Origin of the sequence: Escherichia sp. E4702 (genome assembly GCF_963883545.1) — a bacterium.
GTDB lineage: Bacteria > Pseudomonadota > Gammaproteobacteria > Enterobacterales > Enterobacteriaceae > Escherichia.
Genome location: NZ_CAWORF010000011.1, coordinates 122618 through 137793, shown reverse-complemented (window position 1 = coordinate 137793; position 15176 = coordinate 122618). Strand labels below are relative to the sequence as shown.

Annotated in this window: 13 protein-coding genes; 4 read left to right on the top strand and 9 right to left on the bottom strand. The window is 52.3% G+C overall.

Going from position 1 to position 15176, the window contains the following annotated elements; translation table 11 throughout:
* Positions 1 to 51: 51 nt before the first annotated feature.
* The 3 genes from inaA to glpT form a co-directional block, all read right to left on the bottom strand.
* Positions 52 to 702, bottom strand: coding sequence for a lipopolysaccharide kinase InaA (gene inaA, locus AACU94_RS05110; RefSeq protein ID WP_135489044.1), 651 nt, complete (start codon positions 700 to 702; stop codon positions 52 to 54).
* 239 nt (positions 703 to 941) lie between these two features.
* The gene (gene glpQ, locus AACU94_RS05105; RefSeq protein ID WP_135489043.1) at positions 942 to 2018 is read right to left on the bottom strand and encodes a glycerophosphodiester phosphodiesterase; all 1077 of its coding nucleotides are present in this window, start codon (positions 2016 to 2018) and stop codon (positions 942 to 944) included.
* 4 nt (positions 2019 to 2022) lie between these two features.
* Entirely contained in the window at positions 2023 to 3381 is a 1359-nt protein-coding gene (glpT, locus tag AACU94_RS05100; RefSeq protein WP_064526704.1) for a glycerol-3-phosphate transporter, read from the bottom strand.
* Between the two features lie 271 nt (positions 3382 to 3652).
* Here glpT and glpA point away from each other — a divergent pair, with 271 nt between their 5' ends.
* The 4 genes from glpA to AACU94_RS05080 all read left to right on the top strand — a co-directional run bounded on the left by glpA (position 3653) and on the right by AACU94_RS05080 (position 8836).
* A complete protein-coding gene (gene glpA, locus AACU94_RS05095; protein ID WP_135489042.1) occupies positions 3653 to 5281 on the top strand; it encodes an anaerobic glycerol-3-phosphate dehydrogenase subunit A in 1629 nt (542 codons plus the stop codon).
* Positions 5271 to 6527 (top strand): glycerol-3-phosphate dehydrogenase subunit GlpB, encoded by a 1257-nt coding sequence (gene glpB, locus AACU94_RS05090; RefSeq protein ID WP_135489041.1) that lies wholly within the window; start codon positions 5271 to 5273, stop codon positions 6525 to 6527. Before glpA ends, glpB begins: the two co-directional genes overlap by 11 nt.
* Positions 6527 to 7717 carry an anaerobic glycerol-3-phosphate dehydrogenase subunit GlpC gene (gene glpC, locus AACU94_RS05085; RefSeq protein WP_001000392.1) on the top strand — a complete coding sequence of 397 codons (1191 nt, stop codon included), beginning with the start codon at positions 6527 to 6529 and terminating at the stop codon, positions 7715 to 7717. The genes glpB and glpC overlap by 1 nt, the downstream gene beginning before the upstream one ends.
* Positions 7718 to 7909: 192 nt before the next feature.
* Positions 7910 to 8836 carry an ISNCY family transposase gene (locus AACU94_RS05080; protein ID WP_135489040.1) on the top strand — a complete coding sequence of 309 codons (927 nt, stop codon included), beginning with the start codon at positions 7910 to 7912 and terminating at the stop codon, positions 8834 to 8836.
* Between the two features lie 42 nt (positions 8837 to 8878).
* Here the strand turns inward: AACU94_RS05080 and yfaU are convergent, their stop codons facing one another.
* The 6 genes from yfaU to AACU94_RS05050 form a co-directional block, all read right to left on the bottom strand.
* Positions 8879 to 9682, bottom strand: coding sequence for a 2-keto-3-deoxy-L-rhamnonate aldolase (gene yfaU, locus AACU94_RS05075; RefSeq protein WP_130257805.1), 804 nt, complete (start codon positions 9680 to 9682; stop codon positions 8879 to 8881).
* Positions 9683 to 9698: 16 nt separating this feature from the next.
* Positions 9699 to 10988: an MFS transporter gene (locus AACU94_RS05070; RefSeq protein ID WP_135489039.1), complete on the bottom strand. Its 1290-nt coding sequence runs from the start codon at positions 10986 to 10988 to the stop codon at positions 9699 to 9701.
* Positions 10989 to 11044: 56 nt separating this feature from the next.
* Positions 11045 to 12250, bottom strand: a complete 1206-nt coding sequence (gene rhmD / locus AACU94_RS05065) for an L-rhamnonate dehydratase (protein ID WP_135489038.1) — start codon at positions 12248 to 12250, stop codon at positions 11045 to 11047.
* Positions 12251 to 12264: 14 nt separating this feature from the next.
* Positions 12265 to 13047 (bottom strand): IclR family transcriptional regulator, encoded by a 783-nt coding sequence (locus tag AACU94_RS05060; RefSeq protein ID WP_135489037.1) that lies wholly within the window; start codon positions 13045 to 13047, stop codon positions 12265 to 12267.
* Positions 13048 to 13266: 219 nt separating this feature from the next.
* A complete protein-coding gene (locus AACU94_RS05055; protein ID WP_135489036.1) occupies positions 13267 to 14469 on the bottom strand; it encodes a nicotinamide mononucleotide deamidase-related protein YfaY in 1203 nt (400 codons plus the stop codon).
* A gap of 99 nt (positions 14470 to 14568) precedes the next feature.
* The gene (locus AACU94_RS05050; RefSeq protein ID WP_130207171.1) at positions 14569 to 15111 is read right to left on the bottom strand and encodes a YfaZ family outer membrane protein; all 543 of its coding nucleotides are present in this window, start codon (positions 15109 to 15111) and stop codon (positions 14569 to 14571) included.
* Positions 15112 to 15176 lie beyond the last annotated feature (65 nt).

Sequence of the window (15176 nt, the reverse complement as noted above, 5' to 3'; positions counted from 1 at the left end):
TGGCACTAGTGCCAGATGCGACGCGGATGCGTCTTATCTGGCCTACGACGATTACATGGCGTAGTAATACGCTTTCACCTGTTCCCAGTCGGCTTTGGGAATCGGCTCCAGATATTTTTCCAGTTGGCGGAAATCATGATTGATCGCTTTATGGCGCCGTAAACGACGGCGGCTTTTCTCCAGGTCAAGAAAACCAGCTTCTGCTTTACCTTCCGTTTTCACATAGATATGGCGAACATAACAGCAACCATGCTGCCGATTAACGCTATGCATTTTCTTAAACGCCAGCGCTACCGCTTTTAGCATCCCTTCGCGAACATCATCAGCAAAAGGCGTAATTGCATGTTGCGCATACCAGTCAGCAATGCTGACAAACCCCGCCATATCTTCTGTCACCAGCAACGCACGCCATTCGCCATCAATTTTCACGGCTTCACCAAAAACGATTTTCGGCACAATCACGCCAGCGCGTTCCAGATCTTTTATCACCGCAACCTCGCGCACAATCGTCGGGCGACCAAACGGATAGCGGAGGGAATGAAACAGGTGCTGAGTCATGCGCTTCACGTAAATTTTTTGCCCGTCTCGTTCAACGCATTGCACCCCACTCATGCCATTGCGGCGGAAATTAGGCTCTTCAACCCAGTCACCTTCCGTTGCCCACCAGTGATTAAATTCATCGAGTTTTGCTGAAACAACCATACCCTGTCGCCTGTTGTTATTGTTAACGACAACGACTATAGGTGTTCACCTTAAGAAAAACTTAATAAAAAGTGTTTATTAATGGGTTTCTTTTGCCGGAAACAAGTCATCCCGCGCTAAATAACAGCAAGTAAGGATAACCAACAGATTTTATTGAAGAATTAACTATGCCCACTATGTGTAGGGGTGTGGATGAAGAGTGGTATCGGATGGCACATAAGTGCCATCCGACACTGAATTTACTCTTTGTTGAGGAATTTTACCGCCTTGTCAGGGAAGTCGGTAAATAACCCATTAACACCGGCTTTATTGTACAGAATGTCATACAACTGATTCACATCGGTGGCATATTCCGGTAGCTTGTCGGCCCGCACGGTATAAGGATGCACCACCAGCTTATTCTGCTGTGCATCTTTTACCATTCCGGTAAGCTTGATATTACCCGGCTGCGATGTCTCATCAATCACCATATGGTAATCCGGGCCAATACCATCAGCGTATTCCGCCACCTGTTTCATGGCACCTGGCTTAAACATCCAGTCGTAACTGTAATTAACCCAGGTTCCGTCCGGTTGTTTCTGCTGAGTTTCGTTCCAGTCGGTATAGGCAATCAGCTGTACCAGGTTGAGGTCCATACCCATTTTGGGTTCCAGCTCATTCTTAATACGCTTCAGTTCATCAGCATCAAAGCATTGCAGATAAACCTTATCATCCTTACCGGTGTAGCCATATTTCTTCAGCACTTCCAGGGTTTTTGCCGCAATATCCTTCCCTTCCTGATGATGGAACCACGGCGCTTTAATCTCTGGATAGATACCAATATTTTTCCCGGTCGAATGGTTTAGCCCCTGAACAAATTCAATTTCCTCTTCGAAAGTGTGCACCCGGAAGTCAGATTTACCCATCGGGAAACGTCCGGGGAAAGTCTGTACTTTTTTACCGTTTTCAATATCGAAGCCTTCAGTGAATTTTAAAGACTTAATTTCATCCAGTGTAAAATCTATCGCGTAGTAACGGCCATCTTTGCGCGCCCTGTCCGGGAAACGATCGGCGACATCGGTTACCCGGTCAAGATAGTGGTCATGCAGAACGACCAGATGGTCATCCTTCGTCATCACCAAATCCTGTTCAAGATAATCGGCCCCCTGCGCATACGCCATCGCCTTTGCAGGCAGCGTATGCTCCGGCAAATAACCACTGGCACCGCGATGGGCAATCACTATTTTCTCACTGTTATCCGCCGCCATTGCACTGCTTCCCATGATCATTCCACTCATCATGATAGCCATGCTAAGGTTTTTCAGCGTCAATTTCATGCCATTAGCCTCCGTTGCGTTTTTGCTGTAATTCCTGATGGCGACGTTTTTCGCCAATCATTACGACAATTAACAAGATAACTGCCAGGATGCTGCCGCCAATCATCACCATGAAGCCGCCATCCCAGCCAAAGTAGTCAACGGTGTAGCCGACAATCGCGCTTGCCGCTACGGAACCACCAAGGTAACCAAACAGTCCGGTAAAGCCCGCCGCCGTACCTGCCGCTTTCTTCGGCGCCAGTTCCAGCGCGTGCAGACCAATCAGCATGACTGGGCCGTAGATCAGGAAGCCGATAACAATCATACAAATCATATCGACGGTTGGGTTGCCTGCCGGGTTCATCCAGTAAACGATGGTGGCGATGGTCACCAGTGTCATAAAGAAGACGCCGGTTGCCCCACGGTTACCGCGGAAGACTTTGTCCGACATCCAGCCGCACAGCAGGGTGCCCGGAATACCCGCATACTCATAGAAGAAGTAGGCCCAGGAGGATTTATCCAGCGCGAAGTGTTTCACCTCTTTCAGGTAAGTCGGTGACCAGTCGAGGATACCGTAGCGCAGCAGATAGACGAACACGTTGGCGATGGCGATGTACCACAGCAGTTTGTTCGGCAGCACGTACTGCATGAAGATCTGTTTCGCGGTCAGTTCCTGTTCCGCTTTTTCGTTATAGTCGTCCGGGTAATCATTTTTGTACTCTTCGATCGGCGGCAGGCCACATGATTGCGGGGTATCGCGCATCATCGCAAAGGCGAACAGAGCCACCAGAATGGCACAGAAAGCCGGCATATAAAGCGCCGCGTGCCAGTCATTGAACCAGGCCATCCCCAGCAGGAACAACAGCGGCGGAATACCACCACCGACGTTATGCGCACAGTTCCACACCGACACAATGCCGCCACGTTCTTTCTGCGACCACCAGTGCACCATAGTACGACCGCACGGCGGCCATCCCATCCCCTGGAACCAACCGCAGAGGAACAGCAGCACAAACATCACCGCAATGCTCGATGTCGCCCACGGAACAAAGCCCATAAAAAGCATAACTGCCGCAGCAAGAATCAGACCTGCTGGCAGGAAAACGCGCGGATTCGAGCGGTCCGACACCGACCCCATGATGAATTTCGAAAATCCATAGGCAATTGAGATCCCTGAAAGGGCAAAACCTAAATCGCCACGTGAAAACCCCTGCTCCACCAGGTAGGGCATCGCGAGAGCAAAGTTCTTACGAACCAAATAGTAAGCGGCATAACCAAAGAATATCCCCAGGAAAATTTGCCAGCGTAATCGACGGTAAGTCGGGTCGATCTCCGCAGCAGGTAAGCGCGCCTTGTGTGGCGCTGGTTTAAAAATACTCAACATTTATAGCCTCCGTGGCCGTGGTCTTATTTATGATTAACAGCCTGATTCAATGGAAGAACCTGCCGTTTCTTGAGTTGCCGCGATGTTAATTAATCATTCATTCCATGAATGTGAATTACCGCACACATTATTAAATAAGATTTACAAAATGTTCAAAATGACGCATGAAATCACGTTTCACTTTCGAATTATGAGCGATTATGCGCGAAATCAAACAATGTATGTTTTTTCTGTGGCTAAATGAGACAAAACGAACTTTTGAGGGATAACAATGAAAACTCGCGATTCGCAAACAAGTGACGTGATTATCATTGGCGGCGGCGCAACGGGAGCCGGGATTGCCCGCGACTGTGCCCTGCGCGGGCTGAAAGTGATTTTGGTTGAACGCCACGACATCGCAACGGGAGCCACCGGGCGTAACCACGGTCTGCTGCACAGCGGCGCACGCTATGCGGTTACCGATGCGGAATCGGCCCGCGAATGTATTAGTGAAAACCAGATTTTAAAACGCATTGCGCGTCACTGTGTCGAACCAACCAACGGCCTGTTTATCACCCTGCCGGAAGATGATCTCTCCTTCCAGGCCACTTTTATTCGTGCTTGCGAAGAGGCTGGAATCAGTGCTGAAGCCATTGATCCGCAGCAAGCACGCATTATCGAACCTGCCGTTAACCCGGCACTGATTGGCGCGGTAAAAGTTCCGGATGGCACCGTTGACCCATTCCGGCTGACCGCAGCGAACATGCTCGATGCAAAAGAACATGGTGCCGTTATCCTTACCGCTCATGAAGTCACGGGACTAATTCGTGAAGGCGCGACGGTGTGCGGTGTTCGTGTACGTAATCATCTCACCGGCGAAACTCAGGCACTTCATGCGCCTGTCGTAGTTAATGCCGCCGGGATCTGGGGGCAACACATTGCCGAATATGCCGATCTGCGCATTCGCATGTTCCCGGCGAAAGGATCGCTGCTGATCATGGACCACCGCATTAATCAGCATGTGATCAACCGCTGCCGTAAACCTTCCGACGCCGATATTCTGGTGCCTGGCGATACCATTTCGCTGATTGGCACCACCTCTTTACGCATTAATTACGATGAGATAGACGACAACCGAGTGACGGCAGAAGAAGTGGATATTCTGCTGCGTGAAGGGGAAAAACTGGCCCCCGTTATGGCGAAAACGCGCATTTTGCGGGCCTACTCTGGCGTGCGCCCGTTGGTTGCCAGCGATGACGACCCAAGCGGCCGTAACGTCAGTCGTGGCATCGTGCTGCTCGACCATGCCGAACGCGATGGCCTGGACGGATTTATCACCATCACCGGCGGCAAACTGATGACCTATCGTCTGATGGCGGAATGGGCTACGGATGCCGTCTGCCGCAAGCTGGACAACACGCGCCCCTGTACGACCGCCGATCTGGCACTTCCTGGTTCACAGGAGCCCGCTGAAGTCACCTTGCGTAAAGTCATCTCCCTGCCTGCCCCGCTGCGCGGTTCTGCGGTTTATCGTCATGGCGATCGCACACCCGCCTGGTTAAGTGAAGGCCGTTTGCACCGCAGCCTGGTTTGTGAGTGTGAAGCCGTTACCGCTGGCGAAGTTCAGTACGCAGTAGAAAATTTAAACGTCAACAGCCTGCTGGATTTACGTCGCCGCACCCGTGTGGGGATGGGGACTTGCCAGGGCGAGCTCTGCGCCTGCCGGGCAGCTGGATTGTTGCAACGCTTTAACGTCACCACCTCCGCGCAATCTATCGAACAACTTTCCACCTTCCTTAACGAACGCTGGAAAGGCGTGCAACCCATTGCCTGGGGGGATGCACTGCGCGAAAGCGAATTTACCCGCTGGGTTTATCAGGGACTGTGTGGTCTGGAGAAGGAGCAGAAAGATGCGCTTTGATACTGTCATTATGGGCGGCGGCCTCGCCGGATTACTCTGTGGCCTGCAACTGCAAAAACACGGCCTGCGCTGTGCCATTGTCACTCGTGGTCAAAGCGCGCTGCATTTCTCGTCCGGTTCGCTGGATTTGCTGAGCCATCTGCCAGATGGTCAACCGGTGGCAGACATTCATGCAGGGCTGGAGTCTTTGTGTCATCAGGCACCTGCCCACCCTTACAGTCTTCTCGGCCCACAACGCGTACTGGATCTCGCTTGTCAGGCGCAAGCATTAATTGCGGAAAGTGGCGCGCAATTGCAGGGCAGCGTGGAACTGACCCATCAGCGCGTTACCCCGCTCGGCACTTTGCGTTCGACCTGGTTAAGTTCGCCAGAAGTTCCCGTCTGGCCGCTACCCGCGAAGAAGATATGTGTAGTGGGGATTAGCGGGCTGATGGATTTCCAGGCGCATCTTGCGGCGGCTTCGTTGCGCGAACTGGATCTTTCGGTTGAAACTGCTGAAATTGAACTGCCGGAACTGGATGTGCTACGCAATAACGCCACCGAGTTTCGCGCGGTGAATATCGCCCGTTTCCTTGATAACGAAGAAAACTGGCCGCTGTTAATTGATGCGCTAATCCCTGTCGCCAATACCTGTGAAATGATCCTGATGCCCGCCTGCTTCGGCCTGGCCGATGACAAACTGTGGCGTTGGCTGAATGAAAAACTACCTTGTTCACTTATGCTTTTGCCAACGCTGCCGCCTTCCGTGCTGGGTATTCGTCTGCAAAACCAGTTACAGCGCCAGTTTGTGCGCCAGGGCGGCGTGTGGATGCCGGGCGATGAAGTGAAAAAAGTGACCTGCAAAAACGGCGTGGTGAGCGAAATCTGGACCCGCAATCACGCCGATATCCCACTGCGTCCACACTTTGCGGTGCTTGCGAGTGGCAGTTTCTTTAGCGGCGGGCTGGTAGCAGAACGCGACGGCATTCGTGAGCCGATTCTCGGCCTTGATGTACTGCAAACCGCCACGCGGGGTGAGTGGTATAGAAGTGACTTTTTTGCTGCGCAACCGTGGCAACAGTTCGGCGTGACCACTGACGAGGCGCTACGCCCGTCACAGGCTGGTCAAACAGTAGAGAACCTGTTTGCCATCGGTTCGGTGCTGGGCGGATTTGATCCCATCGCCCAGGGATGCGGCGGCGGCGTTTGTGCCGTCAGTGCTTTACATGCCGCTCAACAGATTGCCCAACGCGCAGGAGGCCAATAATGAACGATACCAGCTTCGAAAACTGCATTAAGTGTACCGTCTGCACCACCGCCTGCCCGGTGAGCCGGGTGAATCCGAGCTATCCAGGGCCAAAACAAGCCGGGCCGGATGGCGAGCGTCTGCGTCTGAAAGATGGCGCACTGTATGACGAGGCGCTGAAATATTGCATCAACTGCAAACGTTGTGAAGTCGCCTGCCCGTCCGATGTGAAGATTGGCGATATTATCCAGCGCGCGCGGGCGAAATATGACACCACGCGCCCGTCGCTGCGTAACTTCGTTTTAAGCCATACCGACCTGATGGGCAGCGTTTCCACGCCGTTCGCACCAATCGTCAATACCGCTACCTCGCTGAAACCAGTGCGGCAACTGCTTGATGCGGCGTTAAAAATCGATCATCGCCGCACGCTACCGAAATACTCCTTCGGTACATTTCGTCGCTGGTATCGCAGCGTGGCAGCCCAGCAAGCGCAATATAAAGACCAGGTCGCTTTCTTTCACGGCTGCTTCGTTAACTACAACCATCCGCAGTTAGGTAAAGATTTAATTAAAGTGCTCAACGCGATGGGCACCGGCGTGCAACTGCTCAGCAAAGAAAAATGCTGCGGCGTACCGCTGATCGCCAACGGTTTTACCGATAAAGCACGCAAACAGGCAATTACGAATGTAGAGTCGATCCGCGAAGCTGTGGGAGTAAAAGGCATTCCGGTGATTGCCACCTCCTCAACCTGTACATTTGCCCTGCGCGACGAATACCCGGAAGTGCTGAATGTCGACAACAAAGGCTTGCGCGATCATATCGAACTGGCAACCCGCTGGCTGTGGCGCAAGCTGGACGAAGGCAAAACGTTACCGCTGAAACCGCTGCCGCTGAAAGTGGTTTATCACACTCCGTGCCATATGGAAAAAATGGGCTGGACGCTCTACACCCTGGAGCTGTTGCGTAAAATCCCGGGGCTTGAGTTAACGGTGCTGGATTCCCAATGCTGCGGTATTGCGGGTACTTACGGTTTCAAAAAAGAGAACTACCCCACCTCACAAGCCATCGGCGCACCACTGTTCCGCCAGATAGAAGAGAGCGGCGCAGATCTGGTGGTCACCGACTGCGAAACCTGTAAATGGCAGATTGAGATGTCCACAAGTCTTCGCTGCGAACATCCGATTACGCTGCTGGCCCAGGCGCTGGCTTAAACTCCTTTCTGATGCCCGGTAAGCATGTGGTTACCGGGCATTTTTGCGTACACGATTCCGTGCCCAATGTATGCGTTGCAACGCAGTGAAAATTCCTCTGAAAACGTCTCGCAAAGGCTGAAACTGGCAGATGTCAAAGGCCTGGGATAACCGTAATGTCACGTCATCATAAATATCAGGTGACGGACAACCATGACCGAATCAACAACCTCCTCCCCGCATGATGCGGTGTTTAAAACGTTTATGTTCTCGCCCGAAACCGCACGGGATTTTCTGGAAATACACCTGCCGGAACCGCTACGTAAGCTTTGCAACCTGCAAACCTTACGCCTGGAACCCACCAGTTTTATTGAAAAAAGTTTACGCGCTTACTACTCGGATGTTTTGTGGTCGGTAGAAACCACCGACGGCGAAGGTTATATCTACTGCGTGATTGAGCATCAGAGTACTGCGGAAAAAAACATGGCCTTCCGACTGATGCGTTATGCCACTGCCGTCATGCAGCGCCATCTGGACAAAGGCTATGACAGAGTCCCTCTGGTAGTGCCAATGCTGTTTTATCATGGCGAAACTTCACCCTACCCATATTCACTTAACTGGCTGGATGAATTTGACGACCCGCAGCTTGCCCGGCAGTTGTACACCGAAGCTTTTCCGTTGGTGGATATCACCATCGTACCTGACGATGAGATCATGCAACATCGGCGTATAGCTCTGCTGGAACTGATTCAAAAGCATATTCGCGAGCGCGATTTAATCGGTCTGGTCGACAGGATCACCACGCTTTTGGTTAGGGGCTTCACTAATGACAGCCAGGTGCAAACGCTGTTTAATTATCTACTGCAATGCGGCGATACCTCCCGTTTCACCCGCTTTATTGAGGAAATTGCCGAACGTTCACCACTACAAAAGGAGAGATTAATGACTATTGCTGAACGGCTGCGGCAGGAAGGACACCAGATTGGCTGGCAGGAGGGTAAATTAGAAGGTTTGCAGGAAGGCATGCATGAACAAGCCATTAAAATTGCCTTGCGAATGCTGGAACAGGGCATCGATCGTGACCTGGTACTCGCAACTACCCAGCTAAACGAAGCCGATCTGACAGCGAAAAACCACTAACTAACATACCGGCCCACAGGTAATCCCTATGGGCCTTTGATATCAATAACTACCTTTTATGCGTGGCCCATTTTTGCCTGATTTAAATATCGCCAGTCGTTGATCCAGGGCATCGCTATAGAGCATCGTGTCAACGCCAACAGCGACAAAGTTCGCTCCCCACGCCAGGCATTGCTGCGCCATATCAGGAGCCACAGCCAGAAAACCAGCCGCTTTACCCGCAGCGCGGATCCGGCGAATGCTTGCTTCAATAATACGCTGTACTTCCGGGTGGCCGGCGTTATCCGGATACCCCAACGACGCTGAGAGATCCGCAGGCCCAATAAATACGCCATCAATCCCCTCGACTTCGAGGATTTCGTCCAGGTTATCCAGTGCCGTTTTACTTTCCACCTGCACCAACAGACAAAGCGAGTCGTTGACTTGCGCCATGTAGTTCTCAATGCGTCCCCAGCGCGCAGCACGAGCCACGCTGGCCCCGACACCACGCTCACCGTAGGGTGGATATCGGGTAGCAGACACCACCTGACGTGCCTGTTCGGCAGTATCGACCATCGGGATCAGTAGGGTTTGAGCGCCAATATCCAGTACTTGTTTAATCAGCGACTTACTCCCCTCCACCGGGCGGATCACGGGTTGGCTGGCATAGGGCGCTATCGCCTGTAACTGGTGATAAAGATCCTGAATGGTATTTGGCGCGTGCTCTCCGTCAATCAGCAACCAGTCATAACCGGAAGTAGCGGCGATTTCTGCCATATAGGCAGTCGTTGAGCTTAACCATAGACCAATTTGCACTTCACCTTTGCGTAAGCGTTCTTTGAAGGGATTGGTTAATAATGCGTTCATCATATTCCTTAACCTATTAGTGATGTGCCACGTTAGTCTGCACAACTGAGCGACTTACACGTAGAGTGAAAATAATCAGCGAGCCGACGACCGCCACCGCAGCCAGCGTCAGCAATCCTGCCGCATCGCTGGCAAACAAGGTTTCTGCTCTTACGCGCAGGATCGGGGCGATAAATCCGCCCACTGCGCCAAACAGGTTAACAAAACCAATCCCCGCCGCCAGCGCCGTACCAGAAAGCAGTTGTGTCGGCATAGTCCAGAACACCGGCTGCACGGCAATAAACCCTATTGCTGCAACACATAGCGCAACGATTGCCAGTACTGGCGAAAGTAGCCCGGAAAGGCCAATACCAATGCCCGCGGCCAGCAATGTCAGCGCCGCGACATTGCGCCGTTCGCCGGTTTTATCGGAATAGCGCGGAATAAGCCAGGTCCCAAACAATGCCGCAACCCACGGAATAGCGGTGACCACAGAGGCCGTAAAGCCCACTTTTGTCCCCAGCAATGCAGCAACCTGGGTCGGCAGGAAGAAAATTAATCCGTAAACCGCCACCTGAATGGTCAGGTAGATAATCGCCAGTTGCCAGACTCGCCCATTACGCAGTGCATCGCTCAGTCGAGAAGTCACTTTCTGTTGCTCTTCACTAGCCAGTTGATTGATAAGCAACGTTTTTTCTTCTTTACTCAGAAATCGTGCCTGCTCCGGTGTGTCATCAAGCCAAAAGAATGTGAATACCCCAGCGCCGACTGCCAACAATCCTTCAATCACAAACATCCAGAACCAGCCGGGATGCCCCATAAATCCATGCATCTCCAGCAGCGCGCCGGAAAGCGGTGATCCCAGCGTTAATGCCAGCGGTGCGCCCATATAGAACAGCCCCATAATGCTGGCGCGATTACGCTGCGGAAACCATTGCGAGGTGAGATAAATCATACCGGGGAAGAATCCGGCTTCCGCTGCGCCAAGCAGAGTGCGAACGATCAGAAATTTCGCTTCAGTATCGGCCCATGCCATTGCCGCCGAAAGAAATCCCCATAGTAGTGTCGTCGTACCAATCCAAGTTCTGGCCCCCAGTTTGCGCATCAACAGATTCGCCGGTACACCTAGAAACGCGTAAACCACAAAGAAAATACCCGCCCCCAGCGCATAAGCTTCATTACTCAGCCCGGTATCAATCTGGTAGGTCTGTTTGGCAAAACCAATATTCGAACGATCGAGAAACGCCAGCACATACAGTGCCAACATAAACGGGATCAAACGCGCGCGGTTTTTCTTCACCACGGCGTCAAGCAAAGCGGTGCTCATAAGAAGCTCCTTAGAACATGTGAGCGTTGCCGTTATCACGGCAACGCCCTGAGTGATTAGTGGCTGTAAGGGCGTTTCAGATTGCAGTCACGATTGAGTTCGACGCCGAAACCAGGTTTATCAAGTACTGATTTGTGAATACGACCATTCACCGGAACCGGCTCATTGAGCAGAATGGGGTCAAACTGCGGACGCATCGTTGAACAATCCGGACTGGTCATCAGGAATTCGCTAAATGGGGTATTAGTGAAGGTGATTACCGCATGGTGGGAGTAAACAGACGAACCGTGCGGCACCACTAGCTGTCCGCGTGATTTGGCAATTGCGGCAATTTCCACCAGCGTGGTTAAGCCACCACACCAGCCCACATCCGGCTGCATGATGTCGATACCGGTTTCTGAAAGCGTACGAAAAGATTGCAGTGTGCCGTGGTGCTCACCACTGGTGACCATCATTCCCGCTGGCGCGTTGCGTTTTAGTTCGCGATAACCTTCATACTGTTGTGGCGGCAGGCACTCTTCGATCCATTTCAGGTTATAGGGAGCACAAGCGTGGGCTAGTTTGGTGGCATAGTTCACGTCCTGGCTCATCCAGCAGTCGAGCATTAACCAGAAATCTTCACCACATTTCTTACGCATATCCGCGACCATAGCGGCATCTTTGCGGATCCCCGCATCGCCATCATGTGGCCCCCAGTGCGTCGGCATTTTGCCACCGATAAATCCCATCTCTTTTGCCAGATCCGGACGTGCGCCAGTGGCGTAGAACTGGATTTCATCACGGACTGCGCCACCTAACAGTTTGTAAACCGGAAGCCCAACCACTTTGCCGAACAGGTCCCACAGTGCCAGATCGACACAGGAAATCGTGTTCATCACCAGGCCACCAGAACCGGAGTAATACAGGGTGGCATTGAGCATTTGATCGTGGATCAGTTTGATATCACTGACACATTTACCCTCAATGAAACGGTTAAGGTGTTTTTCGACGATAAAACAGCCCATTTCACCGGCTGTCGAAACAGCGAATCCGGTCTGGCCGTTTTCTGCTTCGACTTCAACAACCAACGTGCCAAGAACGTTAATGCCAAATGACTGGCGTGACTGCTCGTAATCGCGGTATTTACTCATCGGGGTGGCAATATGATCGTCTATCCAGTGATTCGCCCCCTGGTCGTGATAATCACCTCCGCCAGCGCCTTTTTCTGCTGTCGCACCGCCAGTAAACCAGGCGCGAACCTGTTTGATTTTTGGTAGGGTCATGATGTTCTCCATTGTTATGAGGCCTGTAAGTCAAAGGGACTTTTCCATCCCAACAGACGTGAAATATCCCTGGCGCAGGCAATGGCTTTGCCCGCCAGATAGTCACGGTATTCTTCGTTGATTTGTAAGCGAGTACCGACCACCGAGATCGCGGCGGTAAGTTCGTTATTGGCGTTAAACACCGGAGCGGCGACGCAACGAACATCGGCGTAATCTTCGCAGTTGTCATAGCTCCAGCCCTGACGGCGAATACGCGCCAGTTCCTCGTGGAGCAGTTGTGGATGAGTCATTGTGGTAGGTGTCGCCTTTTCCCAGACCAGTCCTTCGATAATGCTTTGCTGGACAGCGGCTGGTTGCCAGGCAAGAAGGCATTTCCCGATGCCGGAACGATAAAGCGAAAGGCTTTTCCCTTCATGGGAACGCACACTGATGGTGGCTGAAGACTCCACTTTCAGAATGTAATAAGCACTACCGTTATCGATGATCCCAAGGTGGCATAACAGCCCAGTGGTATCCATCAGTTGCGTCAGGCGTGGTCGCGCCAGCTCCCTGAGATCCATCTTGCTTAACGCATGAGCGGAAAGCTCCACCAGCTTGGTCCACAAACAAAAATTTTCCTGGTGATCAAGGCTAAGAAAACGCTGGCGTTTAAGTTCGTTAAGCAGCAGATAGGCCGTGCTTTTAGGGATCCCCAATGTGTCAATGATCGTCGCAGCATTACAGGGGCCAATGCGGGCAATCAAATTGAGAATATCAATAGCCCGTGTCAGGGCGGGAACTTTGCTTGATTCCAACATACTGGACTCCAGTCTTAGATACTGGAATCAGTCTCGTCGCTCAGGGTGAGTAAAATTGTGAAGCGCATCAAATCCCGTTTCTCGTCCAGCGGACTGGAGAAATTACGCACAAATTTGTGAATCAGCGCACGGATTTTTTCTTATTGAGTACAACAGGTTGGACAAATTTTGCCGGAGGGGGAATGTGCCGGTGCAGTAAACCGGCACAGCGTGACTGAATCAGACGGATAAGGTCATGGACTCAACAACCTCAATCCAGCCATGCTCGCTGGCGATGTCCTGACCGTTCAGCCAACGGCGCAGCATATTAAGCGCCATCATTGCACACACTTCCTGACGAATAGCCAGACTGTAACGCGTGGCGCTGAAATGTACGCGCAGAGCATAAGTGCCGTCCGGCGTGGCTAGCGCAAAGTTGAGATGTTCGTTCTCGAAACCTGAAACAGCCAGTGCCAGCCCGGCAAAATGGTTGGCCCGCCGCTCTGTGATCCAGTGCGCGGTTTGTGCCAGGGTTTCTTCCTGTGAAGGAACCACTTCACACGCCAGCAATGGAGCACCTGCGCGAGAAAGTTGCAAAGCCAATAAACCACCGGTGAATTGCTCGCTCAACGTCAGGCTGAACTGGCGGTTTTGCAATTCGCGACTGATCTGCGCGGGCAGTCCTTCGGTGCCTTCGAAAATCACGCTCTGTCCGGCAACACGTTTAACGTCCAGCCACAGTTTTTCCATCGCCTGTTGCTCGCTTGCCGGTCCAGTAAGTTTCAGTTCGATGATCGGCATTGAGGAGCGATAGCCCATTGTTACGCCAAGCGGCAGTTGTAGAGTGTCCAGGCTTTGTGCCAGATCGCTTTCCGAACGACCAAAGGTAGTCAAACGCAGACAAACCGGCGGCTGCGGTAAAGAAAAACGCTCGCGCAGGCGCGGCAGGATTTCGTGCTCGACCATCACCTTAAATTCTGACGGTACGCCGGGGGTAAAGAACATCAGGCAACGATTAAGCTGCACGGCAAAACCACAGGCGGTGCCTACGGGGTTATTGATGAACTCGGCACTCGCTGGCAATTCTGCCTGTTTACGGTTGCTCGGCGCCATCACGCGACCACGTTCGCGGAAATAATGTTCCATCTCTTTAAGCCAGGCTTCATGTAGCACCAGACCTTCACCTTTTGCTGTCGCAGCAGCGAGCGCGCTTAAATCATCGCTGGTTGGCCCCAGTCCGCCGTTGACGATCAGCACATCGGCGTGCTGACTGCGCTCACGAAGAATGGTGACTAAATCTTCAAGGTTATCGCCCACCGTATTACGGCGAGATAGCGGCAAGCCCTGATGAAAGAAAAAGTCGGCCAGCCAGGCTGCATTCGTGTCAACGATTTGCCCGTGTAACACCTCATCCCCGGTGGATAGCATTTCCACTTTTAACATGGTTATCTCCTGCTTTTGTTATCGAATCACTATAACGCAAAGGGAGATAAGGCGTAGTAAGAAACTGAATGGCGCGACAGAACGCCGCGCCGGAAGGTATCAGAAGCTGGCGTTAACCCCGACATAAGGGCCGTCGGCCACGGCATTATCGCGATTGCCGTCTTTCCCCGACAGGTTCAGATAACGGTAGCCTGCCTCAATACTGACTGGACGCATAATGGTATAACGCGCGCCAGCATTCGCTTCTTCATAACTTTGAATACCGCTGGAGAGCGAATCCGGAGAGTAATAATACTCGCCAAACAGACGGAAGCTGTCGCCAATTTGCCACTGCAAACCACCACCGACTGCTGCCGCGTAACCTTCATCGCCGTAATTCGGGTTGGTATAAACACCTTTCCCACCTACAGTTGCCATTAACGGCCCCAGAGGAAGATTCAGGCCCAGCCCCACGCCCGCGACATCACCGTCGTCGTCGTTATGTGTCCAGTTACCGCTTAACGCCAGTCCCGTAGACTCGGTCCCGAAACCGACGCCAATATTGGTGTATTCCTTACCTGCCTGGCCGCTGATGCTTATCGCATTTGCCGATGCAGAAACCAACAGCATTCCAGCCAGAACTGGTAGCGCAAATTTTTTCATTTTTACCTTTTTCCGCAAGAAGATAATCAACATTCCCCAAAGCTGCGGGATTGTACTGCCTGACG